25 protein-coding genes and 1 riboswitch are annotated in these 25,498 nt (G+C 66.4%); of the genes, 5 read left to right on the top strand and 20 right to left on the bottom strand.

Annotation, left to right across the window (positions count from 1 at the left end):
• Positions 1-197: 197 nt before the first annotated feature.
• From G365_RS22035 to G365_RS0116190, 18 genes are all read right to left on the bottom strand, one after another.
• A complete protein-coding gene (locus tag G365_RS22035; RefSeq protein ID WP_019646598.1) occupies positions 198-1,502 on the bottom strand; it encodes a cation:proton antiporter in 1,305 nt (434 codons plus the stop codon).
• Positions 1,503-1,513: 11 nt separating this feature from the next.
• Positions 1,514-2,071: an aspartate 1-decarboxylase gene (locus G365_RS0116270; RefSeq protein ID WP_019646597.1), complete on the bottom strand. Its 558-nt coding sequence runs from the start codon at positions 2,069-2,071 to the stop codon at positions 1,514-1,516.
• Between the two features lie 86 nt (positions 2,072-2,157).
• Positions 2,158-3,618 (bottom strand): sigma-54 interaction domain-containing protein, encoded by a 1,461-nt coding sequence (locus tag G365_RS0116265; RefSeq protein WP_245554771.1) that lies wholly within the window; start codon positions 3,616-3,618, stop codon positions 2,158-2,160.
• Positions 3,619-3,749: 131 nt separating this feature from the next.
• Positions 3,750-4,154, bottom strand: a complete 405-nt coding sequence (locus tag G365_RS22030; RefSeq protein ID WP_019646595.1) for a YbaN family protein — start codon at positions 4,152-4,154, stop codon at positions 3,750-3,752.
• Between the two features lie 129 nt (positions 4,155-4,283).
• Entirely contained in the window at positions 4,284-5,489 is a 1,206-nt protein-coding gene (gltS, locus tag G365_RS0116255) for a sodium/glutamate symporter (RefSeq protein ID WP_019646594.1), read from the bottom strand.
• A 45-nt stretch (positions 5,490-5,534) separates the two neighbouring features.
• Entirely contained in the window at positions 5,535-6,470 is a 936-nt protein-coding gene (hutG, locus tag G365_RS0116250) for a formimidoylglutamase (RefSeq protein WP_019646593.1), read from the bottom strand.
• A 28-nt stretch (positions 6,471-6,498) separates the two neighbouring features.
• Complete coding sequence (locus G365_RS0116245; RefSeq protein WP_026345429.1) at positions 6,499-7,227, bottom strand: IclR family transcriptional regulator; 729 nt, start codon at positions 7,225-7,227, stop codon at positions 6,499-6,501.
• Between the two features lie 281 nt (positions 7,228-7,508).
• Positions 7,509-8,303, bottom strand: coding sequence for an energy transducer TonB (locus tag G365_RS22025; RefSeq protein ID WP_020722890.1), 795 nt, complete (start codon positions 8,301-8,303; stop codon positions 7,509-7,511).
• Positions 8,300-8,743, bottom strand: a complete 444-nt coding sequence (locus G365_RS0116235) for an ExbD/TolR family protein (RefSeq protein WP_019646589.1) — start codon at positions 8,741-8,743, stop codon at positions 8,300-8,302. Before G365_RS0116235 ends, G365_RS22025 begins: the two co-directional genes overlap by 4 nt.
• A gap of 4 nt (positions 8,744-8,747) precedes the next feature.
• A complete protein-coding gene (locus G365_RS0116230) occupies positions 8,748-9,425 on the bottom strand; it encodes a MotA/TolQ/ExbB proton channel family protein (RefSeq protein WP_019646588.1) in 678 nt (225 codons plus the stop codon).
• 298 nt (positions 9,426-9,723) lie between these two features.
• Positions 9,724-9,963: a hemin uptake protein HemP gene (locus G365_RS22020; RefSeq protein ID WP_019646587.1), complete on the bottom strand. Its 240-nt coding sequence runs from the start codon at positions 9,961-9,963 to the stop codon at positions 9,724-9,726.
• Positions 9,964-10,117: 154 nt separating this feature from the next.
• Complete coding sequence (locus G365_RS0116220; RefSeq protein ID WP_019646586.1) at positions 10,118-11,380, bottom strand: efflux transporter outer membrane subunit; 1,263 nt, start codon at positions 11,378-11,380, stop codon at positions 10,118-10,120.
• A 113-nt stretch (positions 11,381-11,493) separates the two neighbouring features.
• Positions 11,494-12,159, bottom strand: a complete 666-nt coding sequence (locus tag G365_RS0116215; protein WP_019646585.1) for a Crp/Fnr family transcriptional regulator — start codon at positions 12,157-12,159, stop codon at positions 11,494-11,496.
• Positions 12,146-12,886, bottom strand: coding sequence for a Crp/Fnr family transcriptional regulator (locus G365_RS23170; RefSeq protein WP_155976333.1), 741 nt, complete (start codon positions 12,884-12,886; stop codon positions 12,146-12,148). Before G365_RS23170 ends, G365_RS0116215 begins: the two co-directional genes overlap by 14 nt.
• 83 nt (positions 12,887-12,969) lie before the next feature.
• Positions 12,970-13,872, bottom strand: a complete 903-nt coding sequence (gene ubiV, locus G365_RS0116205) for a ubiquinone anaerobic biosynthesis protein UbiV (RefSeq protein ID WP_019646583.1) — start codon at positions 13,870-13,872, stop codon at positions 12,970-12,972.
• 14 nt (positions 13,873-13,886) lie between these two features.
• Positions 13,887-14,876, bottom strand: a complete 990-nt coding sequence (gene ubiU / locus G365_RS0116200) for a ubiquinone anaerobic biosynthesis protein UbiU (protein WP_019646582.1) — start codon at positions 14,874-14,876, stop codon at positions 13,887-13,889.
• Positions 14,873-15,538 carry an SCP2 sterol-binding domain-containing protein gene (locus G365_RS23165; RefSeq protein ID WP_019646581.1) on the bottom strand — a complete coding sequence of 222 codons (666 nt, stop codon included), beginning with the start codon at positions 15,536-15,538 and terminating at the stop codon, positions 14,873-14,875. Before G365_RS23165 ends, ubiU begins: the two co-directional genes overlap by 4 nt.
• 378 nt (positions 15,539-15,916) lie before the next feature.
• Positions 15,917-17,824, bottom strand: a complete 1,908-nt coding sequence (locus G365_RS0116190) for an ABC transporter ATP-binding protein (protein ID WP_245554770.1) — start codon at positions 17,822-17,824, stop codon at positions 15,917-15,919.
• Positions 17,825-18,334: 510 nt separating this feature from the next.
• Positions 18,335-18,562, top strand: a riboswitch (cobalamin riboswitch).
• A 201-nt stretch (positions 18,563-18,763) separates the two neighbouring features.
• On the opposite strand from G365_RS0116190, the gene G365_RS0116185 reads away from it, so the two are divergent.
• Genes G365_RS0116185 through G365_RS23635 form a run of 5 tightly spaced genes read left to right on the top strand, consistent with a single transcriptional unit; the run spans position 18,764 to position 24,024 of the window.
• Complete coding sequence (locus G365_RS0116185) at positions 18,764-20,668, top strand: TonB-dependent receptor plug domain-containing protein (protein ID WP_019646579.1); 1,905 nt, start codon at positions 18,764-18,766, stop codon at positions 20,666-20,668.
• A gap of 36 nt (positions 20,669-20,704) precedes the next feature.
• The gene (locus G365_RS0116180) at positions 20,705-21,319 is read left to right on the top strand and encodes a DUF7676 family protein (RefSeq protein ID WP_019646578.1); all 615 of its coding nucleotides are present in this window, start codon (positions 20,705-20,707) and stop codon (positions 21,317-21,319) included.
• A gap of 3 nt (positions 21,320-21,322) precedes the next feature.
• Positions 21,323-22,159: an ABC transporter substrate-binding protein gene (locus G365_RS0116175; RefSeq protein WP_019646577.1), complete on the top strand. Its 837-nt coding sequence runs from the start codon at positions 21,323-21,325 to the stop codon at positions 22,157-22,159.
• A gap of 6 nt (positions 22,160-22,165) precedes the next feature.
• Positions 22,166-23,155 (top strand): FecCD family ABC transporter permease, encoded by a 990-nt coding sequence (locus G365_RS0116170; RefSeq protein WP_019646576.1) that lies wholly within the window; start codon positions 22,166-22,168, stop codon positions 23,153-23,155.
• Positions 23,152-24,024 carry an ABC transporter ATP-binding protein gene (locus tag G365_RS23635; protein ID WP_081628598.1) on the top strand — a complete coding sequence of 291 codons (873 nt, stop codon included), beginning with the start codon at positions 23,152-23,154 and terminating at the stop codon, positions 24,022-24,024. Before G365_RS0116170 ends, G365_RS23635 begins: the two co-directional genes overlap by 4 nt.
• Here G365_RS23635 and G365_RS23160 read toward each other — a convergent pair.
• The gene (locus G365_RS23160) at positions 23,910-24,515 is read right to left on the bottom strand and encodes a HutD/Ves family protein (protein WP_019646574.1); all 606 of its coding nucleotides are present in this window, start codon (positions 24,513-24,515) and stop codon (positions 23,910-23,912) included. The genes G365_RS23635 and G365_RS23160 overlap by 115 nt on opposite strands.
• A gap of 133 nt (positions 24,516-24,648) precedes the next feature.
• Positions 24,649-25,464 (bottom strand): N-formylglutamate deformylase, encoded by an 816-nt coding sequence (hutG, locus tag G365_RS0116155; protein WP_026345426.1) that lies wholly within the window; start codon positions 25,462-25,464, stop codon positions 24,649-24,651.
• Positions 25,465-25,498 lie beyond the last annotated feature (34 nt).

Genomic DNA, 25,498 nt, shown 5'->3' with positions numbered 1-25,498 from the left:
CCTTGCCTCAGGCGGGCAGGCCAAGCCCGATGTCCGGGTCTTGCCTGCTGCTTACGCAAGGGTCATGCCAACCATAAAAAAGGCGGAAAACCGGGGGGTTCGCGGATCTCAGCGGATCTTCACCCCAGAGTGGGACTGTCCTGAAAACCGGACAGTCCTGAAGAAAAATGGGATACTCTACTGATTTTAATATAGTTTCAGGCGATGTCTGATTTTCCGGACACCCGGCATCCGTCCGGAATCCCGGACATCTTAGCTGTTTCCGGCTCTAAACATCCCGGCGTCAGCAGACGGATCAACGGGGCGGTCAGCGTGGTGGAAACCAGTGCCAGCATCACCAGCGCCGCATAAGTGGTCGCGGTCAGCAGACCGCTGTTCATCAGCAGGGTCGCAGCAACGATTTCCATCAGCCCCTTGCATTGCAGGAACACCCCCAGCGTCAGCCGCCGGTGCCGGGACAGGCCGGGCACCGGCGGCACCCACTGAACCGCCACAATCTTGGTGACCATCGACACCAGCAACAGCAGGGCCACCCACCCCAGTACATCCGGGGTCAGCAGCCGGGGATCAATGGCCAGCCCGCGATGCCCGAAAAACAAAGGGGCCAACCCCAGCAGGGCCCACCGGCCAATGGTCTGTTCCGGCAGCCGCGCCGCCCACCGGGCGGGCAGGATCATCCCGGCGAAATACGCGCCCAGCACCGCGTGCAGGCCCAGTTGCGCAGTGGCCAGTGACGAAACGGTCAGCACCACCGCCGCCCCGCCCCATACCGGCAGCGGATGCCCCGGACCGCTCCCTCCTCTTACCTGCCCCAAAAATGACAGAAGAAACGGCAGCGTCCCCAGAACCAGCAGGGCCAGCACATCCGCCGGACCAAACCCGACGCTGACCGCCTGCGACCGCCCCAACGCCATCAGCAGACCAAGGCCCAGCCACAGCGCCATGTCGTCCAGCGCCGCCACCCGGACCGCCACCGCCCCCAACGGGCGCAGGCCCGACGGCAGCTCCCGCAGCAGAGCCACCAGAACCGGCAGAGCACTGACCGCCAGGCACAGGCCGATCGACGCTGCCGCCAGTTCTTTCGGCAGCCCATCAGGTTGCCAGCCCTCTGCCACTGACAGCAGGCCCCATGCCAGCGCCGTTCCGGCGACGAACGGCAACGCCAGCGCCACCCCGGCAGACCGCAGAATGCGCCCCGGTGACGACGGGGCCCTTTCCGCCAGCCCCGAAGCCAGATGCCCCGGCGTCAGATGCCCCGGATCCCGCCCTTCCAGACCGGCGGAAAAGGCCAGCAAAATCACCCCCAACATCCCGAGGGCATCCCCCACCGCCGTCGGGGCCAGAAACTGCGGCCCCTGCTGACCGTTCAACGCCGCCAGCCCCGCCACCGCCAGACCGACCAGAACCGGCACCACCGCCAGCGGCACCACAGGCCGCACCAGCCGCCAGACCAACAGCGGCAGCAGCAGAAAAACGGCGAGATCGGTCAGGAAGGGCAGCATGGCATGTCCTGTTACAGAACGGGATCCGCTTCTGAAAAGTGTTTGGCCAGCAGGTCAAGGGCCTGATGCTCGCTCAGCCCTGCCGCCATCATGTCACGCTTCATCTCATCCCGCCGCTGGCTGTGCGCCTGCTGGGCCGGATCCGCCCCGGCGAACACCGCGTCTTCATGGATTTCAAAATGGAACGGATTGGCCGGGGTCTCGGTCACCGAATACGACAGCTCCTCGGCCACGCTGTTATCCCGGTGGAAGGTCAGGACCTTCGGGCGCAGATCATACAGCTCCTTCGGCTGCACATAGCTGGAAGCGGCGATGATCACCTCATCCCCGGCCTGACAGGTCCGGGCCGCCGCCCCGTTCAGAATGCAGCAGCGTGACCCCGGCTCGCCGAAAATCACATAGGTGGAAATGCGGGCCCCGCTGGCCTTATTCCAGATTTCAACAAATTCCAGCGGATAAATACCCGCACGCAGGCAGATTTCCGGGTCAAGCGTGATCGAGCCATGGTAGTGCAGCTCGGCATTGGTGACCCACAGGCCATGTAGCTTGGCCCGGACAACTTTGATCATCGTGTACGATCCCTGACAGGGGGCAGAAAGGTTTGGCCCTTCCCCTACCCCATTTCCCGATCCGGCGAAAGACCGCAGAAATCCTGTTATTCCGCCGGGGTCCGGTCCCCCTCCATCAGGCCATGCGCCGCCAGTTTTTCATAAAACTGCGCACGCGAAATGCCCAGCAGGCGTGCTGCCTGACTGCGGACTCCGCCCGCTTCGGCCAGAGCAGCGCGGATCGCGTCCCGCTCCGCCGCAGCAAGAACATCGCGCAGGGGCCGGACCGGACCGGCGGATGACGGCGGCACACCCTGCGCAGGGGGGATAAGCGGCGGGGCCGGAACCGGGACCGGGACCGGCAGAAGCGGCACAACCGCACCGACATCCAGCGTTTCACCGTCGGTTTCCGCCACCGCCTGCTCCAGCACATTGCGCAGCTCCCGCACATTGCCGGGCCAGAGATGGGCGGCCAGACGGTCCAGCGCCGCAGTGGTCAGCGCCGGAGGGACCCCGCCGGAGCGGGTGGCAATCTCTTCCAGCAGGGTATCGCACAGCAGCGGCAGATCTTCCCGCCGGTCGCGCAGCGGCGGGGCATGCAGCGGCAGCACGTTCAGGCGATAATACAGATCCGCGCGGAACTGTCCGGCCTCGACCATTGCCTTCAGATCGCGGCTGGTGGCGCTGATCACCCGCACATCAACCGGAATGACGGTGTTCGCCCCCAGCGGCTCGATTTCCTGCTCCTGCAGAACCCGCAGCAGCTTGGTCTGCAACGGCACCGGCATGTCACCGATTTCATCGAGAAACAGCGTACCGCCATCGGCCAGCCGGACCTTGCCTTCGCGGCCTTTGCGGTCTGCCCCGGTATAGGCACCGGGGGCCGCCCCGAACAGTTCCGCCTCCAGCAGCCCTTCCGGAATCGCCGAGACGTTGATCCGCACCATCGGCTTTCCGGCGCGGCCCGAGGCCGCATGAATCCCATGAGCCAGCAGTTCCTTGCCCACACCGGTCTCGCCGGTAATCAGCACCGGCACATCCCGCTCCGCCGCCCGGCGGGCCTTCAGCTTCAGGGTCCGCACCGCAGCCGAAGCCCCGACATACATCGCCAGACTGTATTTGGCGGCGCGGCTGCGGGCCAGCTCCTTCCGGGCGGTGTCGAGCTCACTTTGCAGGGACTGGAACCGGTCAACCAATGGCCGCAGGGAATTCAGGCGGTCATAGAGGATCACCCCCATCGCCCCGATCAGGCTGCCGTCTTCTTTCAGCAGCGGCAGGCGCGAAACCGTCAGCTGACGCCGCCCCAGCGGAACGATGTCCAGCAGGTCAGCCCGCCCGGTCTCCAGCACCCGGTTCATCTGGCTGTGCGGCAATACCTCATCAATCGGCTGCCCTTCGATGGCTTCGGTGCCGTTCCAGCCGATCAGGGCCTTAAACTTGTGATTCATCCACGTCACCCGCCCGCCGGTATCAATGGCGAAGGCCCCTTCATACAGGCTGTCAAACAGCTCAGAAAGGGCACGGGCGGCGTAACGCCGGACCTCCGCTTCGGTCATGCTGCGGGTCACGGACACCGGCCCGGGTCAGAGTGCTGTGCCATAGGATGCGAACCTTCCGGTGACGGTCACGCGGCCGGTCTGCCCGGACCGCAAAGACGACACCGGCATTCAACCACAAAGCGCCGGTGCTGGCACAGGGTTTATACCGGGTCGCCGGGGCGCTCGGCCGCACCCTCCGTCTGCTGTGGTTTGGCGCTGGGGCACCACAGCATCCAGGATGCACTGCCCAGCATCACCGCACCGATGGCGGCCACCGCCAGCCCCGGCACCTCAGACCAGACTGTCAGATACACCAGCGACACCGCCATCATGGTCATGGCGGCAACCTTGGCATGGCGGGGAATGACCCGGTGGCGCTGCCAGTTCAGCAGCAGGGGGCCGAACAGCCGGTGCTGTTCCAGCCACTGTGCCCAGCGGCGGCTGCCTTTATGGAAAGCCCATGCCGCCAGTAACACAAAGGGGGTGGTCGGCAGACCGGGCAGAATAACCCCCAGCACCGCCAGCGCCATAAACACCCAGCCGAGCATGATCCACAGTAAACGCATCACCGTGTCCTCCGGCGGCAGATCACAGACCCTTCATGGTCGCGGAAAATGCCCCCGGTGTCCATGGGCCGCCAGCATCATGCCGTTCCGCCGCCGGGATTATGGCCCGGCGGCGGAAGCGGCTCAGCCTCAGCTGAGGATATTGATCATGTAGGCATGGAACGGGATGGCGACGATATCGACCAGCACCGCACCGCACAGCGGCACAATCATCAGCGCCCGCGGCGAGGCCAGCCCAAACCGCTGGGCCATGGCGCTCATATTGGCAATGGCGTTGGGGGTCGCCCCCAGACCATGCCCGATCAGCCCGGCACACATCACCGCCGCATCATAGTTCCGGCCCAGCAGGCGGAACACCACAAACGCGGCCAGCAGAAGCAGGGCCAGAACCTGCGCCACCAGCACCACCATCAGTGGCAGGGCCAGATCATAGAGTTCCCAGATTTTCAGCGTCATCATCGCCATGGTCAGGAACACCCCGAGCGTCAGGTCCGACAGCGCATCCAGCGCTTTGGTGTTCAGGCGGATCAGGCCGAGGCCATCGTTCAGGTTACGGGCAATAATCGCCGCCACCATCGCCCCGACATAGGCGGGCAGCACAAAGGCCGTCGCCTGCTGCACCCAGCCCGACAGCAGCGCCCCGATCACCATCAGCACCAGCACAAGGCCGGTCATGGCGATCAGCGACTGGCTGGTGACGCTGACATCATCATCATGATCGTGGAATGCGGGCGCTGCCGATTTCACATCAACGGCTGCAATCTCAACCCCATGCCGCCGGACCAGCCAGGCCCCCAGCGGCCCGCCGAGCAGGCTGCCCGACACCAGACCGAAGGTGGCGGCGGTAATCGCCACGGTGGTCGAACCGGGATGCCCCATCTGCTCTGCCATCGGGCCGAAGGCCGCAGCCCCGCCATGCCCGCCCAGCAGCGAGACCGCACCGGCCATCACCCCCTGCACCGGATCAAGACCGACCAGCGAGGCGACCAGCGGACCAAAGGTGTTCTGGAACAGCGCGACCGTCCAGCAGACCCCGAGATAGACAAACAGGATCACCCCGCCGGTCCGCAGCAGCGCGATGCTGCCGCCAATGCCGACCGTGGTGAAAAAGGCCACCATGAACGGCGTCTGCAATGCGGTATTGAAGGTGACCTTCACCAGTCCGGTTTCCCGGAACAGCAGCATCAGCAGTGCCATACCAAAGCCACCGATCACCGGAGCCGGTATGCAGAACCGCTCCAGCACGCCGACACGCCGCTTGATCACCTGTCCCAGCAGCAGCAGCAGTACGGCCAGCGCCGTGGTCTGCACGGCATCAAGGCTGATTTCAATCATGATACGATCCCTCCTGTTATCATCCTGTTGTTTTCCTGCGGCTTTTTAGCGGTACAGATGGTGCACCAGCCGGGCCGCCAGCCGGGCGGTATGCCCGTCCTGATCAAAGCGGGGGTTAAGTTCGGCAATATCCGCCAGCCGCAGCCGCCCGCTGGCCCTGATCCGCTCAATCAGGGCCTCCACCACCGGCACGGCCACACCGCAGGCCGCCGGGGCACTGACCCCCGGGGCCTGCCCGGCGGGAAACACATCCAGATCAATGCTCAGGTACAGGTGGTCACAATCGGCCATAAAGGCATCCACCGCCTGCTCCGCCTCTGTCAGGCGCCAGCCGGTCAGGGCCCCGTCACTGATCCACTGCACCCCCAGACGGCGGGCCGTGGCATACAGCGCGCCGGTGTTGCCGGTTTCCGCCACGCCCAGACACAGATAGCGGAACGGCCAGCCCCGGGCTGCACACCGCTCCGCGATCTGCGCAAACGGCGTGCCCGACGTGCTTTCTCCGGCCTGCCGCAGATCAAAATGGGCATCAAAATTGATAATCCCGATGCGGGGAGTATCCGCCGGAGAGCCCAGAAACGCCTCCAGACCACAGAAGGTTGCATAGGCCACCTCGTGGCCGCCGCCGATCACAACGGGAAACTGCCCGTTCGCCAGCAGACAGGCCACCTGCTGCGCCGCAGCCTGCTGCGCCGCCTCAAGATTGCCATCCTCGCACACGACATCACCGGCATCCCAGAGCGGGCGGGAACCGTGCACCGGCACCCCGGCCAGAGCCCGGCGCAACGCCGCAGGGCCTTCGGCTGCCCCGGGGCGGCCCTGATTCCGGCGTACCCCTTCATCACTGGCCAGCCCCAGCAGGGCCACCCCGGGGGCGGACAGCTCCGTCCACGGGGCAATCACCTGATGCCAGCGCCGGGCCAGATCCCCTTCAGAGTCAATACGTCCGCTCCAGCGGCCCATGTCCGGCGCCACATGCATTCTGTGTCAGTCCTTCAAACAGAGGAAATCAGTCTACGGTCAGGGCCGCGCTGATCCTGCCCGCCGCCCGCAGGGTCAGGCTGATCAGGCGTTCACGGTCCTGATTGCCCCGACCGGAAGGGGCCATCAGGGTCAGGGCCCCGGCCAGACGCCCGCCATCCGCCAGCAGCGGGGCGCAGACGCCCCACACCCCCGGATCCAGCATGCTGTCGCTTTCGGCATAGCCCTGCTGACGCACTGTTTCCAACAGGGCGGCCTCTCCCCCCTGATGCGGATACGCGTCCAGCGCCACCTGCCGCTGACCTTCGGGCATAAAAGCCAGCAGGGTCATCGCCGTCGCCCCTTTTGACAGGGGCTGACCTTTCCCCGGCGCAAAAGCACAGCGCAGGGTCTGGCGGCTTTCAATCATATCTATGCAGATCGCCTGATAGTGGGTCGCCACCATCAGAGCGACCGTCTCACCGCTGCTTTCCGCCAGCCGGACCATTTCCGGCCGGGATTGCAGCACCAGCGCATTCCGGTCCTGAAAGTGCATCGACAGCTGCAGGCACAAGGGACCGGCGGTGTAGCGCCCGCTCTGCCCCAGCTCCACCACCAGCCCCCAGCGCACCAGCACGGCGATATGGCGGTAGGTGCTGGACAGCGGCATCCCAAGCGTTGCCGCCAGAGCCCGCACCGTCAGCGCCGACGGTGCGGCGGCAATCTGCTGCAAAATCAGGAAAGCCCGTTCCGGCATCGGGCAGGACGGTGTCGGCATGGTCTCTCCCCTCCGCTGACGGCGTCTGTCAATAGCCGGACTGTAATCCGCACACCGACAGTCAGAAAAGACGATAGTCCCATATTACGGGAAAATAATTTTCCCGACCGGCATATTAAGTTCAGACATTCCCACTTTACGGGAAGACCCGGACCCGTCAGCCCCCTCACCGCCCGCAGTCGGCGATCTGTTTTCCATAAAACAACCGGCTTCCCGAGGTCGGAAAGCCGGTTGATGTCGTTGTCCCCATGATCGGCACAGAATCGGGCTCAGCCCCGGCCTTAGCGCAGACCGTAATCAAAGGGCAGCAGCAGTTCCAGATCCGGTCCATCCGCCTGCGGATTCGGCGGCAGCGGATTGGCACGTTCGACCGTTTTCAGCATCGCTTCATCCAGCAGATCACTGCCGGTGGACTGACGCACCGTGACCGACCGCACATGACCGTCACGGCCAAGCACGATCAGCACCGCCCCACGCCCCTGAATCCCCCGGCGCTGCGCTGCCCGGGGATAGTCGCGGTACTTCTGCAGATGGGCCGATGCCAGCCCCAGATAGTCAGGCGTTGCCGAGACCGGACCCCGGATCTGCGGCGGCGCAGGCGGGGCCGGAGAAACCGGGGCCTGCACCGGCGGCGTTTCCACCACCGGCACCGGAGCTGCAGGAGCAGGCGGCGGCGGGGGTTCTTTTTTCTTCGGTGGCGGCTTCTTCTTTTCCGGTGGCTTGGCCAGTGGCGGGGCAACCGCCGCAGCACTGGTGATCACCGGCGGCGGCGGCTCAATGACCGGGGGCTCCGGCGGCACCGGCTGGGGCGGCGGCGGTTCCGGCGGCGGTTCGGTCACCGGCTGCGGCACCGGCGGAGCAGGCGGCGGAGGTGGGGCAACAAACACCATCTCAACCGGCTGTTCTGACGGCATCTGCGGCGGCGGGGGCTCCCGCAGGGTGCCCCAGACCAGCACGCCAAGCAGGCCGCCATGAACGACCAGCGACGCAGCCGTCCCGGCTGCCGCCCAGCGGGGACGGGGCGAACCGGCAGGAACCGCCGTCATCATGGGCATAACCGCACTGTCGGCCGTCACGGCTGGGCGCCTCCACCCTGCGGCATTTCCGCCATCAGCGAGACTTTGGAGAAACCGCTCTGGCCGATCCGGCCCATCAGATCAATCACCTGCCCGTAATCCAGGCCACGGTCAGCCCGGACATAGGCCAGCCGGGACGGATCTTCCGCCGCCAGCGCCTTCAGGCGCTGATCAAGCTGGTCAGCCGGGACTTCCTGTTCCAGCAGAAACAGTTTGCCGTCTTTCGTCAACGTCACCACCACCGGGTCTTTCGGCGGCTTGACCGGCTCCGCCGTCGTTTTCGGCAGATCCACCGGGACCCCGACCGTCATCAGCGGTGCCGCGACCATGAAAATGATCAGCAGCACCAGCATCACGTCAACCAGCGGGGTCACGTTGATTTCTGACAGCGGACGGTAACTGTCCCGCCCGCCTGACGGCCCTCCGACACCCATGCCCATGATCTTACTCCGCCGCCTGCGACAGACCCGCAGAAGACGGGCGCACCGCCTGACGGGCCAGACGGTTGCCGATGGCCGAAATCGCCTCTTCCATCTGCGCCGCCACCCGGCCCAGATCAACAGCCAGCTTGTTATAGGCCATCACCGCCGGGATCGCCGCCGCCAGACCGATCGCCGTGGCAAACAGCGCCTCGGCAATACCGGGGGCCACCACCGCCAGACTGGTATCCTGCGACTTGGCGATGGCGGTAAAGCTGTTCATGATCCCCCACACAGTGCCGAACAGACCGATAAACGGCGCGGCAGAGCCGATGGTGGCCAGAAACGGCAGGCCGGATTCCAGATGGCGCAGGTTGCGGGCCAGCGCCGACCGCATCGACCGCTCAATACGGTCGCGTACCTCGCTGCGGGTTTCATCGGCGGTGCGGTCCTGCCAGGCGGTCTGCGCCGCCGACAGGATGCTGTCAGCCAGCGGGCCGTGCGACAGGGCATCCAGCGGGGCGTGGGCGGCCTCATCCTCAAACCGCGCCGCCTGACGCTTCAGGCGGATCAGGCGGATGCTGCGGTCAAGAATAATGCTCCAGCTCGCCACCGAGGCCAGAACCAGCAGAATCATCACTGCCTTCACAAGCAGATCAGCCTGCATAAACAGTCCGATCAGGGAGAGATCGTGGGCTTGCATCAGTCCTCAACTCCATCAGCCCGGCACCGTCAGCGGTCCGGTCTACAGCCATTGATCAGCGGATGTCTGTGACGGGGCATTGTCCCCGATCCACAGCCCGCAATCCACATTTTTGGTGTGGCTTCCGGCTGTCGCGTACAGCACCCCGGAAACCACGGCTGTCAGGCTGGCTGGCGGCCCCACCCCGGCCTCATCACTGAAACCTGTGGCAGAGAAACTGGCTGGCTTGCCCTGTCAGTCCTAACGCTTCACCGGCAATCCGGTTCAGCGGTTTTCACAAAAACAGCACCGCAGGCCCCTATTTGGTCAGGATCAGGCGGTTGTTCGACGTCAGACGCAGGGTATACACCGCGTCCCCATGCAGGATGGAAATCTCACGGCGGGTACCAAGCAGGTCGGTCAGACGGACCAGACCGGCCCCTGTCCCCGACGGCCCGTTCTCCGTCCCTCTTTGCAGCACAGGGTCAGGCCCGGAGTCTGCTGTGGACCCCGGCGACGCCTGCTCCGGCCCGGACCGGCCCGGGGAGGAAGTGGTCATCACGGCTGCCTTTCATCACTGAGCGCTGAATTCTATATTTTATCCCTTCGCCATACTGCAATTAACACTGATTCTCAATATTAAAGTCAAAAAAACCGACCCAGAACACTCCGGGCCGGTTTTTTTTATAACACATACACCTAAAGGGTGTTGCTTACGGCTTGGCAGCCGGTTCCACTGCGGGCAGCGACAGACTGCCGCCAACGGCACGGCTCAGGTTCACCCCGGCATTCAGGCGCGACAGACGCACCAGAATCGACGCATCTTCAGCCTGCAGCAGGGTCCGTTCCGCATCCAGCACCGTCATGTAGGCAACCGCCCCACCCCGGTAACGGATATCGGCCAGACGCCGCGCTTCGCGCGAGGCGGTCACCACCTCACCCTGACGGTCTTCCTGCTCGGTCAGCCAACGGTTGGCCGCCAGCGCATCTTCAGTATCGCGCAGGGCGTCGATCACACTCTGGCGATAGGTCGCCGCCAGTTCTTCACGGCGGGCATTGGCCTGATCAACCGCGCTGTCAATCGCACCGTTGTCAAACAGCGGCGCGGCAAGACTGCCCCCGATCGACCAGATGGCACTGGCCGGGGTCAGCAGCGACGACAGAGCCGCGCTGGAGAAGCCACGTTCCGCCGTCAGCGTCAGGGACGGGTAATAGCGGGCCCGCGCTTCGCCGATGTTGGCATTGGCCGCCAGCAGGCGGGCTTCCGCCGCGCGCAGATCCGGGCGGCGGCGCAGGATGTCAGACGGCAGACCCGGCTTTACCGGCGGCAGGACCACCCCGGACAGGCCGGGGGCCTGCACGTTGATTTCACCGGCAGACTTGCCGAGCAGGGCCGCCAGCGCGTTCAGGGCCTGCGCATGCTGAAGCTCCAGCGCCGCGATCTGGGTGCGGATCTGGGCCACGGCGCTGCGCTGCTGGGCATTTTCCGCCGACAGCACCGACGCGGCCCGCTTACCCCAGAAATCAACTTCGTAGCTGGCGCTGAGCCCAAGAGAATAGCTGCGGGCGCTGTCGCCGCTGGTGGTGCGGGAGCTGGCCGACCGCTTGGCTGCGGTCTCACCGCCGCTGACCGACAGACTCGGCCATTCCGGGGCTTCGGCAGTGCCCAGCTGGGCCTGCGCCTGCCGGATCCGCGCCACGGCCGCTTTCAGATCATTGCCGTCCGACAGGGCCTGTTCGATCAGCCGGTTCAGTTCGGCGCTGCCGAAGCTTTCCCACCAGCGGTCTTCCGGGGCGATCACTGCCGTATCGGTCACCACCGCAGAAGCCAGCGGCGAAACGCCGGGATTGTGCCAGGCACCCGGCAGCGGGCCCGTCTCGGGGGTGTAGTCGGGCACCTGCGAACAGGCCGCAAGCATCACCAGAGCCGACACCGCCATAACCGCTTTACCCTTGCGGGCCGCAACAACTCGCATTTGCACACCTATCCCCGAAAGTCGCCCGGGCAGGTCCTGTCCCGCCATCAGTTCGTGCCAGAGATAATGCGGTTTGGCCGATCCGGCAATTCCCCGAATGCATTTTATACCGATCAGTCATGAAAATCCGCACAATCGGCCTGTTCAGCCCCCTGTCTCCCGGCCAGAAGACGGAGGGCGGCAGTGTCCGCAACCGCCACCCGGCGGTGATGCAGGGCGACTCCGTCGCCGCGCAGACGGGTGAAAGCCCGGCTCAGGTTCTCCGGTGTCAGGCCGATCCGCGCCGCAATCACCGCATGCCGTTCGGTCAGCACCACGTCCGCCGGCCCCGACACCGGCTCCTCCCCGATCTGCTGCACCAGATACCGGCACAGACGCTGACGGGGGGTCAGCACCTTCAGGGCAAGAAGGTCGTCCGCCATGTCCTGATAACGGGCACTCAGACGGGCCAGTGCCTGCGTCACCGCCACCGGATGGGCCCGCAGCCAGCGCAGGACATCCCCACGACGCAGCGGCAGAACCGTGGCGGTTTCCAGCGCCTCCGCCCCCAGCGCGTAAGCCCGGCCATCCACCAGCGCGGACAGGCCGATCCAGTCGCCCGCAGCCGCGACATGCAGCACGTTTTCCGCCCCCGCCGCCCCGAACAGTTTGACGGTTCCGGCGCAGACATAAAACAGCTGTTCCGCCGGATCCCCGGCCACAAACAGCGGATGCCCGGCAGCGACCACCTGCCGCGCGCCTGCGGTCAGCAGACCGGAAAACAGATCAGTCTCCGGCATCGGCAAAATCCTTGTCAGACCACAGATCTTCAGGGTCGCACAGCCGCCGCAGACGGTCGCGGTCATCACAGCGGATGACCGCCCCCTGCACATCAACCCCATCCTGCCGCAACTCACGCAGCAGGCGCGACAGGCTTTGCTGGGTCATTCCCAGCAATCCTGCCACATCTTTTTTCGGCAGGGGCAAGACCCGGCTGCCACCGTCAAGCACGCCCAGCAGATACCGTGCCAGCCGCAGCCGGGCCGGAACATGCTTCTGGGCCTCAACCGCCGCCAGTCCGTCATGCAGGCGCCGGGTCAGCCCGGCCAGCACCGTCAGGCCCAGAACCGGGTCGGCGGCCAGTGCTGCCAGAGCCCGTGACGCTGGCACCGTCAGCACGTCCACCGGCGTCACCGCCCGCACCTGCCAGCGGTGCAGGCCGGTTTCCCCGCCGGACCCCAGAGCCTCAAGACCGGCGACATAGCCGCGCCCGGCCTGTTCTACCGGGGCGAACACCCCGGCCATTTGACCGGAAATCAGCACTAATCCGCCCAGACAGACCTTCACCGCCGTAACCGGCATTCCGGGGTCGGCCAGAACCGCCCCCCGGGGCACCCGGCTGCGTAAAGCCGGATCGGGGAAGACCCGTTCCCACGCCGCAGCCGTTGCTTCCACCGCCGGATCAACAGGCAGGCAGGCCGCATCATGCGGGGCACATGGCAACAGATCAGTCTGGACGGTAGACATCGGGGCACTCACGGACTCAACCGGACAGGCCCCCAGCATGCCGCAACGCGGCAAATCTGACGTTGACCTGTATCAACGCCCCCTCAGGCCGCGGCCTCCCCCACCCAGGCGGTACCGTCAACCCCGTGCAGGAAGCCGTTGCACAGGGGCTCGCCGCCGGTCGCTTCCCGGATCACCCGCTCGGCGGTCTCAGGGTCAGCCTGCCCGTCCGCCACAGCCCGGAAGGCGGCAATCACCGCCACCATGTCCCCGGCCTCCGGCATCAGGCGCAGGGATTCCACCCCGGCCTCCCGCAGGGCGGCAACCTCATGAATGGCGGCATGGACCGCCCCTGACAGGGTCTGGACCCCGTTAATCCGCAGGAAATCGGCCCCTTCCAGCGTTTCCACCGTCAGCCCGGCGGGATCGCGGTCACAGACGTACTGGCAGCCATCCTTGGCAAGGCCATGCAGGCGGGCATGATAGCACCGGGCCGAAATCGCCAGAGGCACCCGCCCGAACACCGGCACCTCCAGCCGCAGGCCTGCCGCCGTCCGGCCCAGCGGGCGCAGACTGTCCAGCGACAGCTCCCACGGCAGGCAGACCTGCTCTGCCCCGTTGGCCGCCAGCACCGCCAGCGTCCCGGGGGCATAGGTGTTCAGGAATGGCCCGGCCCAGTGGGGCCGCCCGCGCAGATGATACAGCGCCCCGGCATCATTGGCCTCCGTCAGCAGGTCAGCCTGTCCGCACAGGGCGGCCACATCGGCCCGCTCCGCCGCCGAGACCGCCAGCGCCAGCGTTGACAGCACCACCCGTTTCCCGGCGGCCAATAACAGGGCAGCCTCTTCGGCCATCGCCTCCCGCAGGAACGGGCTGCGACGGAAACAGACCGTCTCCCCCAGCACCACGGTATCCACCGCCGAGGCGGCAATCTGCCGGTAAAATTCCCTCCGGCGCTCCACCGGCCAGTTGTACTGAACCGGCCCCAAAGTCAGATGCAGGGTCATGTCTCGTGCCTCCGTCACCGCCAGCTTTTCCGGTACGCGCCCTCGGTGGCGCGGCCCCCTTCCAGAAAGCGCTGACGGTCCGCCACCCTGGCGGTGCCACCGCCCAGAGTCTCCCGCAGCGATTTCACCACCGCACTGATGTAGGCTTTGCCACGCTGGCGGCCCTCTATCTTGAAAGCGGCAACCCCGGCAGCCGCCAGATCCGGCAGAATCGGCCCGGCATCCAGACTGACCGGATCCTCAAACAGGTACCCCGCCTGCCCCCCGGCCTTGAACCGGCCCTTGCACAGGGTGGGATACCCCGCTTCCTCCCCCGGTCCGAAGCGGTTGATCACATGCGGCCCCAGCCGCGACACCATCACCGCCCCGTCCTGCTCATAGCGCACCCGCTCCGCCGGAGAGCAGACCCCATCCTTGTTGGGGGACCGTCCGGCGGCATAGGACGACAGCGAACAGCGGCCCTCAGCCATCACGCACAGGCCGCCGAACACGAAGACCTCCATCTCCACATCCGGCACGGCGGCAATGGTGTCCCGCACCTGATCGACGGTGAATACACGCGGCAGCACCACCCGGCTGATGCCAAAGGCATCCCGGTACCAGCGGATCGCCTCCGGGTTGGCGGCGGATGCCTGCACCGACAGATGCAGGCGCAGATCCGGCCACGTCCGGGCGGCATAGGCCGCCACCCCGGCATCCGCGACAATCACCGCATGGGCCCCGGCCCGGGCAGCGGTATCCACCGCCCGGTGCCACGGTGTTTCATCGGTTGCATCGGGGAACGTGTTGATGGCGACCATCGGCCGCACGCCGGTCCGGTGACAGAATGCCACCGCATCGCGGACTTCCTCATGCGAGAAATTCAGTCCGGGAAAATTACGGGCGTTGGTGCGGTCCCGGAAGCCGAAGTACACCGCATCGGCCCCGGCATCGACCGCAGCCTTCAGGGCGGCAGGGGTTCCCGCCGGGCAAACCAGTTCCGGCATCGGACGGGGGGGCGTCATTGCAGGCCCTCCGTGGGCCGGGCCCGGCGGGCATCCATCCGGCTGGCCCGGGCGGACAGGGCGGTCACCGTCCCTTCCAGACCCGCCATGTCATGCTCAAGCCGCTGCATCCGCCGGGCCAGCGGCTCCAGCAGGCGATCCTGCCAGCGGCGCAGAACGGTGCCGACGGTCCGGCCATGGTGGATCAGACGGTCGGCCAGCGGGCGGGTCAGCCGCTCCGGCAGCGGCGGCAGGGCCGCAAGCACCTCTGAAGGGGTCAGATCGGCGTCTTCCAGCGCATAGCGCAAGGCCATCGCAAGAGCGGTATCCCCCTCCATCCGCAGGGTACGGGCGAAGAAGCTGCCGTCACCATCCAGCCCGCCGCCGAACATCAGCGTCCACAGGGTCGCCAGCGGCGCATGAATTTCCGCCTCGGCCGTCTGGGTGGGGCGCAGCACCACCCGGCAGCGCAGACGTCCCCCGGCCCCGATCCGCACGCTGACCGCCAGCGGCACCCCACCGGTGGCAGCGGGCGGCAGATCGGTCGGGCGGATCAGAACTTCGCCGGTCATCCCGTCCAGCCGTCCGCCCAGACGGGGGGACAGCAGGCGGTCAAGCCCGGGAAGAGGAATCTGGGACGGAACCGGCGGCAACGCCGCCGCAAGCAGGCGGGACAGGGGCATTCTCGGGGTCTCCCTTCGGGTCTCCAACCGGATACCGGAAACAGAAGGGCGCACCATAACGCCGGGGTACAGCGGCGGGCGATGTCGCCGGATAAATCGGCAACATATTGTAATTGTTATTATTTTTCTGTCAGAAAGAAAAATAGGCCGCCCTCCGGCCCGGCAGGAACCGGAGGGGCGGCCAGCACGGCACGCAGGAAAGCCGTTTCGATTTTTCCGGCAGGGAGGGAGGTCCGCCACCGGAAACCCCGCGCGGAGACTCCGGCACGGGCGGAGCGCACCCTAAGCAAACCCCTTCGGCCTGACATTGATTATAATCAATTCGAGGTACGGAAGAGTCCGGCATTCCCGCCCTTCTCTTCCGCCCCCCTTCCGGTCTCAGCCGTCGATCAGGCCGCCGTTCTGGCGGTCCACCAGACGGCGGTACAGCCCGCCGGAGATCCGCATCAGGGTGTCGTGGTTGCCATCCTCGCGGATAACACCCTGATCGAACACCAGAATACGGTCCAGACTGCGGATGGTGGACAGGCGGTGCGCCACCACCAGCGTGGTCCGGCCCTGCATCAGCCGCTCCATCGCATCCTGAATCATCGCCTCCGACTCGCTGTCGAGGCTGGAGGTCGCCTCATCGAGAATCAGGATCGGCGCATCCGCCAGAAAAGCCCGGGCCAGAGCCACCCGCTGCCGTTCCCCGCCGGAGAGTTTTACCCCGCGTTCGCCGACCGGCGTGGCATAACCGTCCGGCAGACGGCGGATGAACACATCGGCATGGGCCAGCGCCGCCGCAGCCTCGACCTCTGCCATACTGGCATCAGGCCGGGCATAGCGGATGTTGTCAGCCAGCGAACGGTGGAACAGCAACGGCTCCTGCTGCACGATGGCAATCTGCCGCCGCAGGCTGGCCTGTGTCACGGCCCGCACATCGATGTCGTCCAGCAGCACCGCACCGCTGTCAACGTCATACAGGCGCTGCACCAGCTTGATGAAAGTGGTCTTGCCGGAACCGGACGGCCCGACCAGCCCGACCCGCTGCCCCGCCGGAATCGTCAGGCTGAAATCGCGGTACACCGTGCGCTGCTGGGCCGGATAGGTGAAAGAAACCGTTTCAAAACGGATCTCTCCCCGGGGCCTCGGCAACGCCGGTGCCCCGGGCCGGTCCTCCACCCCCAGCGGCCAGTCAGCCAGCACCGCCATATCTTCCAGATCGTTCATGGCCCGCTGGAAGGTCCGGATATGGTGGCCGATGTCGCTGAGGTGGGCATGGATCACCCCGTAGGCGGTCAGGGCCAGCGTCAGATCCCCGGCAGAGGCCCGCCCCTGCCACCAGAACCACACCACCAGCCCGACAATCGTGGCATGCAGGGTCACCAGCATCACCTGCTGCACCAGTGCCGAGCGGGTGCCCCGCAGCCAGGTGGCGCGGGTGCGGCGCTTCCAGCCGGTCTGCACCCGGCGCAGGCGGCGTTCCTCCCGCTCCTCCGCCCCGAATCCCTTGACCACGGCATTACAGCCGATCGCATCGGCCATCACCGCACTCATCCGGCTGTCCCAGCGGTTGGCCCGGGTGGCATAGGGGGCAACATACAGCAGAGACAGGCTGACCGTCACCGCCACATACATCGCCGCCCCCCCCAGCACCACAGCCCCCAGCAGCGACCAGTGCAGGGCAAACATCACCACCGCCCCGACCAGCACGGCGCAGGACGGAAGCATGGCCAGCAGAATGGCATCATTCAGCTCATCAAACCCCCAGCTGCCGCGCCCGATTTTGCGCACGGTGCTGCCGACGAAGGTGTTCGCATGCCAGTCCGTGGACAGTTTCTGGACCCGCCGGAAGGTATCCAGCGCCGCATCGGTCATCATCCGGGGGGTCAGGGCCGTCAGACCGGCATAGACCCCGATCCGCAGCAGCAGCATGCCAACGCCAAGGCCGACCATCATGCCCAGCGCCGACAGGGCCAGATCCAGCACTGCATCGCGGCCCAGTGTCTGGGTATGGCTGAGGGCATCCACCAGTTTTCCGGCAAACACCGGCAGAATGATTTCCAGCACCGCCGCCAGCGTGGTGGCCAGCGCAATCGCCAGCACCAGTCCCCAGTGACGGCGCCAGTGCATCACCACAAAGCGCCACGTCCGGCGCAGGGTCGGCTTCAGGGTCTCGGCCAGCGGCGCAGCGGCAGCCAGCCCCCCTTCAGGCCCCATCGTCTGGGCAGTCTTTTGAGCGGTATTTTGCCCCGACAGCGCCGACGGAGCCGCCGGGCCGGGGGGAAGTCCGATATCAGTCATGTCAGTTTTGCCCCGTCCGGGTCCTCCGGGCAGGGTCCTGCAACAGGGACGGCGAAGCATGAAGACTCCGGCGTCCGGTGAAGAAAAACGGGTATCCTGCGGAGGATCGCCCCCGGGGCGTCCTAACCGATGGCGGCAGCGCCGCACCGGACCGTCATCCCCGCTTCGGCAGAAGCGGCTGGCATTCGGTTTTGTCGTGAAAGCAGCCCGGCATCAGCCGGAGCCGCAGAACCGCAGAGGGGCCCGTGGGCTCGTCGGTGGCCTGATCAGGCGGTGCGTTTGTGATGCACGCTGCCTGACCGGATGGCGGATACGGACAGACCGGAAAATGCGCTCATGGACCGTCTCCTTTAACCGACAGTTGCGTTAATGCTTTCGATATAGCGCGTTCGCCCCGCAGAGCCAAGCCCCAAAAGCCCGGACTGTGACATTTATCGCCGATTATGTGATTAATATACAACAATCACCATCAGCCTCTCTTTCCCTTGACAATCCGGGGGTGAATTCGGTAGCGCTGAAGCTGTCTACGGTTCCCCCTACGGTCAAACGCCGGGGGATTAAAAGGGAACGACGGAAGAGAGGAACGGACTCCGACTCTCAAGCCGTGGCTGTCCCCGCAACTGTGAACGGCGAGTCCCTGTCACAATGCCACTGGCCCGACCCTGCGTCGGCAGCCGGGAAGGCGGCAGCGGATGATGACCCGTGAGCCAGGAGACCTGCCGCAGACAGCGTCACTTTACCTTTGGTCGGGGTGTGCCAGGGGTGCGGTAAGCCCGTTGTGGTGGCGCGCATCACCGATGTCGGCACCACGGGTCCGGGCTTCTGCGTCCTCCCGGACGCCCCCGTGCGTCCGCAGTCCAGCAGCCCTGCCTGAGCCGTCATTGGTGCCTGTCCTTCACCGGGGCGGGCCACCGCGCCCGTTCCCTTACCGGGAATGCAATGATGACGTTTCGGTTTCTTCTCCCCTCTTCCCTGTTTTTGACCCTGCTGGCGATCCCCCCGGCACTGGCGCAGACAGGCCCGCAGCCGCTCCCCCCTCTGTCCGTCAATGCCAGCCCGGCTGTCACCGCGGCAGAGACACAGGCCCGTGCCGGGTCCGTCCCGCAGGAAAGCAGCAGCACCGCCCGCTCCACCGTCACCGCGACCACACTTGACCAGCGGCAGGCCCGGCGGCTGGAAGACGTGCTGCGCGACATCCCCGGCGTCACCCTCGGCCCGCAGCGCGGCGCCGGACTGGAGCGGGCCGTCAGCCTGCGCGGCATCGGGGCCCGTGGGGTCCGGGTGTTTGTCGATGGCATGGAGATGAGCGACACCAGTCAGGCTCAGTCCCAGTACAAGCTGACTGAAATCAATCTGCGGGATATCGAGAGCGTCGATGTGCTGCGCGGCCCGCAGACCGGACGGTATGGGGCCGACACCGGCGGCGGGGTCATCGTCATCACCACCCGCCGCCCCACCGCCCCGCTCGCCGGGCAGGCCGGACTTGAGGCGGGCAGCTACAAAACCAAACGCGCCTTCGCCAATGCCTCCGGCCTTCAGGGGCCGGTGGACTGGCGGCTGTCGGCCTCCGGGGCTGATATCGGCGGCTATTCAGACTTTAAGGGCGGCGAAAAAGACGATCCCTTTCACCAATGGGGCCTGAACGCCACCGTCGGGGTTCAGGCCAGCGACACCCTGCACCTGCAGGCCGTCGCCCGGTATCAACGCCGGGACGTGTTCTACGATGCCTCCACGCAGGACCGGGACTGGGACCGGGATGAAACCGAACAGGCCCTGCGGTTGGGTGGCACCCACAGCGCCCTGTCCGGGGCGCTGATCAGCCAGTTCGGCATTGCCGATACCCTCACCACCCGCCAGTACTGGGGGTTCGGGACCAAAGGCGACACCTACGACGGCGGCAAGACCCGGCTGGATTACACCGGCACCTATGCCCTGACCGACACCGTCAGCCTTGCCTTCGGGGGCGATGCCACCCGCGAGCGGATCGAGCAGCGCACCCCCGGCTTTGCCCCCACCGCCGGGCCGCTGGATGCCCATTTCTGGAAAAAAGGGGCCTTCACCACCCTTGGCGTCACACCGCTGGAAAATCTGAATCTGTCGGCCACCGTGCGCGGCGACACCCATGATGATTTCGGCGGCAAGGGCACATGGCGGCTGGGCAGCGCCTATACCATCGCCGCCACCGGCACCACCCTGCGCGGCAGCTACGGCACCAGCTGGCAGACCCCATCGCTGTATGAACGCTTTGATCCCTGCTATGGCCGCGACAGCCTGCGCCCGGAGACGGCGAAAGGCTGGGACATCGGGCTTGACCAGAGCCTGCTGAACAACCGGGTGAAAAGCGGGGTCAGCCTGTTCCGGACCACCACCGAGGATGAAATCGCCTTTCAGGGCGGCGCAGCCCTGCGGGCAGGCTGTAACGGCGGCGGCTATGTCAACCTCAACCGCACCAAGGTCAAAGGGGTGGAATGGGAAAGCGCCCTGCAGCTGACCGATACCCTGCGCGCCACCGCCAGCTATACGTGGATGCAGGCCGACAACGCCCTGACCGGCACCCGCCTGCGGGACCGCCCGCTGCATCAGGCCGGGGGCGGCCTTGACTGGCAGCTGCGCAAGGATGTGTCCGTCGGCACCAGTCTGCACTACCGCGACAACACCACCAACAGCTGGACCGGGCGGGCCGACGAATTCTGGACCGCCGATCTGCGGGCCGCGTGGGACGTGACCGAAGCGGTCAACCTGCATCTGCGCATCGAGAACCTGTTCAACGCCCGCTACGAGGAAGACCCCGGATACGGCACCCCCGGCCGGTCCGGCTATGCCGGTGTCACCGTCTCGTTCTGAGGCCCCTTCTGTCTCCAGACTCAAAAGGTTCCCATCATGTCCTCTCTTCCCCATATTTCTCCGGCAATGACCCCGACCCTGCCCGCCCCGCCGGTCCGGGTCCATGAGCCCGGCAGCGGTGATGTCGATATCTTCCCGCTGCCGACCGATCAGGATTTTCTGCTGGTTCTGCTCGACGATCTGTTCGTCAACCACTGGGACAAAATTGTCTTCGGCACCCTGATACAGGGGGCGGTGTTTGAAATCCGGGTTCCGGCCCCGCCCCGGCGGGTGCGCTGCCACGACGGCTATCTGACCGTCGATTTCGGACTGTGGCATTTTCACGTCTGCATCGGCCTGAACCGGGGGTCTTCGCGCAACCCGACCGACGACGGCCTGGGTCGCCTGCGCCGCACCGGCCGGGCAGAGCTGTACCGCGCCATCAGCCGCGACGGCACCCCGCGCAGCTGGGGCCTGCGGCTGTTCAACGGGGCCAATGAAAACCAGCTGACGGTTTTCTTCCCCAACCCGCTGCTGAGGGACAATGACAAGATCCTCAAACAGCCGGATTACAGCCGTCTTGCCCTGTGGGACGCCGTGCGGGAACGCTATCTTGGGCTGCCGCCGGACCCGCTGGACCGCACCGCCACCGGCTTTCCCTGCGGGGGATAAGCGATGCTCCGCCACCTGCCGGGCCGGGTTCTGGCCCTGACGGCATGCCTTGCCTGTACCCCGGCGGCGGCGGCTGACCTGCCCCGGGTCGCCAGCGCCACCCTGTGCGCTGACCAGCTGGTCCTCCGGCTGGCAGACCCGGGGCAGATCATCAGTCTGTCCCCACAGGCCCACGACCCCACCCTGTCCCTGCTGGTTGACGCCGCCCGGTCCTATCCGGCCCAGACCGCCGGGGCCGAAGCCTATCTTGCCGCCGGAGCGGATCTGATGATCACCGACGCCTGGACCGGGCAGGCCACCGCCGGACTGCTGGAACGGCTGGGCGTCAGGGTCCTGCGGCTTCCGCTGACCAATGATCAGGCCGGGGTCGAGACGATGATCCGCAGCGCCGCAGAGGCGCTCGGCCACCCGCAGCGGGGCGAGACCCTGATTGCAGAGGTCCGGGCCCGGCTGGCCGCAGTCCAGAGGGCCGCCGCCGGAAACGGGCAGACCGCCCTGTACCTGCGCCCGGATGGCGGCACCGCCGCCGGGGGCACTTTCGTCGGCTGGATCATGGACCTGAACGGTCTGGACAATCAGGCCCGGCATTACGGCCTGAGCGGATGGACGGGTGTTCCGGCGGAGGCCCTGATCCTCGATCCGCCCGCCGTGATGATCCACAGCTTTTTTGACCGGACCGCCTTTTCCCTGCGCGGTCAGCGCGGCCGGGGCGGGGCCTATGCCTTCAGCGGGCCGGTGGTCACCGTCCCCGGTGCGCAGTGGGTCTGCGGCAACTGGGGGCTGGCAATGGCGGCGGAAACCCTGTCGCAGGCCCTGTTAACCCTTCGCGGGCGGAGATGACCGATCATGCAGGACCGCACCCTGATTTTTGTTCTGCTGCTCGGCCTGCTGGTATGCGGCGCCGTCAGCCTGACCGTCGGCAGCCCATTGCCCGCCGCCGACCTCCTGCTGGCCGCGATGGGGGAAGGTGACCCACGCCACCGGCTGATCCTGCTGGAAATCCGTCTGCCCCGGGTGCTTCTGGCCGTCCTTGTCGGCTGGGCGCTGGGGCTTGGCGGGGCCGCCCTGCAAGCCCTGCTGCGCAATCCGCTGGCCGAACCCGGCCTGATCGGCGTTTCTGCCAGTGCCGGTCTGGGGGCCGTCATCGCCCTCTACTTCGGTCTCGCCGGAGTATGGGCACTGGCCCCGGCAGCCAGCAGCCTGACCGGGGCGGGGCTCGCCACGGCCCTGCTGCTGACGCTGACACGGCGCGGCGATACGCTGTCCGTGATCCTGTCGGGCATTGCCCTGTCCAGTCTGGCGGTGGCCCTGACCTCGCTGGCGATGGCGCTGGCCCCCAACCCTTACGCCCTGTCAGAGATGGTGCTGTGGCTGATGGGGTCCCTCAAAGACCGGTCCCTGCACGATGCCGCCACCGCTGCCCCGCTGATCGCCTGCGGCAGTCTGCTGATCCTGACCGCGCCCCGGGGGCTGCGGGCGCTGACTCTGGGCGAGGACACCGCCACCACCCTGGGGATCCGCCTGCCTGCCCTGTACCTGCGGGTGGTTGGCGGCACGGCGGCAATGATCGGCGGGGCCGTCACGGTTGCGGGGTCGATCGGATTTGTCGGTCTGCTGGTGCCGCATCTGCTGCGCCCGCTGACCGGCCACGATCCGGCCCGCCTGCTGCTGCCCAGCGCCCTCGGCGGGGCCCTGCTGGTCTGTGCCGCCGATCTGGCGGTCCGCCTGTTGCCGACCCCGCAGGAACTGATGGTCGGCGTCATCACCGCCCTGATCGGGGCACCCTTTTTTCTGCTGCTGCTGCTGCGGCGTCACCTGCGCGAGGCCCTGCCATGAGCCAGTCCCTTCTCTTAACCGGCGTTACGGTTCTCCGGCAGGGCCGGACGGCCCTGCATCCGCTGACCGTTGCCTGTGCGGCTGGCACCATCACCGGCATCCTCGGCCCCAACGGTGCAGGAAAGACCACTCTGCTGAAAGCTCTGGCCGGGCTGCTGCCCCACCGGGGCGGGGTTACGCTGGGAACCACCGATCTGACGGCCCTGAGCCCCGGGGACCGCGCCCGCCTGATCGGCTATCTGCCGCAGGATCAGCGCCTGCACTGGCCGCTGCCGGTGCGGGAGGTGGTCCGCCTCGGCCTGCTGGCCCGGCAGCACCGGCCAGACGCTGGCACCATCGTCGACCGGGCGATGACAGCCACCGATGTCAGGACGCTGGCCGACCGCCCGGCCACCGCACTCTCCGGCGGAGAACAGGCCCGGGTGCATCTGGCCCGGGTTCTGGCCGGAGACCCGGCGGTGATTCTGGCCGATGAGCCGGTGGCGGCGCTGGACCCCGCGCACCAGCTTGCCGTGATGGCGCTGCTGCGACAGCAGGCCGCCGCCGGATGTACGGTGGTGATGGTGCTGCACGACCTGACGCTGGCGGCCCGGTTCTGCGATCAGGTGCTTCTGCTGGACCGGGGGCGGATGATCACCGCAGCCCCACCGGCAGAAGCCCTGACCGCATCCCGGCTGACACGGTTGTACGGCACCTGTTTTGTGACCGGCACGGTCGCCGGTCAGCCGGTCATTCTGCCTGTCGGGAACCCGGATCAGGCGTCTTCGCCGTCGCCGTCCTGCGGCAGGATGGTCACCACCGAGATCAGCGCCTCCGCCCCCGGCCCTGCGGTGACCGTCACCCCTTCATCATCAATGCGGGCCGTATGATCTTCCGTCAGGCGGGTGTCGGCATCCCCGGCGTGAATCCGGACTGATCCACGCAGGGAATAGACCACGACAATGGTGTCGTCTGCCCCGCCGGTCCAGCTTTCCCCGGCCCGCAGGCGGATCATCTCGCCGCGCATCCGCGCCCGGTCAACGATCAGGTTAAAGTCGCGGGTCGGGCCGCCGATCAGATCGCAGGTGACGGCGGCATCGCCGGAAAAGAAAAAAGGCCGGGCATCACGCGCCACAGCCTCCGGCTCTCCGCCATCCACCACCAGACGCATGCCTTCGCCTTCAATACAGGCGATCAGGCGGTCATAGCCGGTGAAGGCGGAAAACGCCCCGGCGCTGACCACATCGGCAATGCTGACCCGCCACTGAAAACGGCCAAAGCCATCCGGCGGAAAGCGGGCAATCTCGGTGGTCATACCCTGCCCGTTTTTCCAGGGCATCCGCTGATAGTCTTTGGGACCAAGTACCTTAATCCGGCTCATTCCCCCATCTCCTCACACAGCCCCACCGGGTGGGCCGGTGGGATCGGCGGCAGGGCCTCTGTCGGGCCCTTCGTTTGCCTGCCGGGTTGTCTGCCAGTCCGGGACCCGCCGGAAGATTACCCCCGCCAGCGGATTACGGACGCCAATCAGTATAGACCTTCAACAGGCGACGCAAGACCGCCTGAATGCGAACGGCCCGGTCTTCACGGTACGTGAACCGCAGGGAATTTCCAGACCCCTCTTCCTGCATATAGGTCTCCTGCGACAGCTCCATCTGGATTGCCAGCCGGTTTTCCTGCGGGCGACCATGGGCCCGGGTAATGTAACCGCCGATAAAACGGCCGTCTGTGACGCTGGTAAAGCCATCTTCCGCCGCCGAATCGAGGACCATCCCCAGCCGGTCCCGCAACGCCGGGGGCACACTGACCCCTTTGACCGTCCCAAGGTTCAGATCCGGCAGCACGCCGTCAAACAGGCGGGGCACCCGGGCGGCGATGGAATGGGCATCATAAAGCAGGGCATAGCCATGCCGGGCCTGCGCCGCAGCCAGCGCCGACTCCAGCGCGTCATGATAGGGTTTCCAATAGGTTTCCACCCGCTGCGCCGTTTCTGCCGCATCGGGGGCCATGCCGTCACGGTACAGCGGACGCCCGTCAAACAGGGTCTCCGGGCACAGGCCGGTGGTGGCCTGCCCGGGATACAGACTTTCTCCGCTGGCCGGACGGTTGAGATCGACCACATAGCGGGAATAGCGGGCGCTGATCAGGGTCGCCCCGAACTCCCGCGCAAAATCATACAGACGCGGTACGAACCAGTCGGTATCGCGCAGGGTCAGTGCCTCCGGGGTCAGGCGGTCAGCCAGACCGGGGGACAGGTCGGTGCCACAATGCGGCATGCTGATCACCAGCGGGCTGTCGCCCGGCACCAGATCGAAAACAGCGGCGGTCATCCCGGCTTCCTTCTGCTCAGACAGGGCCGGGCGG

The organism is Novispirillum itersonii subsp. itersonii ATCC 12639 (assembly GCF_000381985.1).
In the GTDB taxonomy this organism is placed as follows: domain Bacteria; phylum Pseudomonadota; class Alphaproteobacteria; order Rhodospirillales; family Rhodospirillaceae; genus Novispirillum; species Novispirillum itersonii.
The sequence above is the reverse complement of the archived record's forward strand: the minus strand, read 5'-3'. Positions and strand labels throughout refer to the sequence as shown.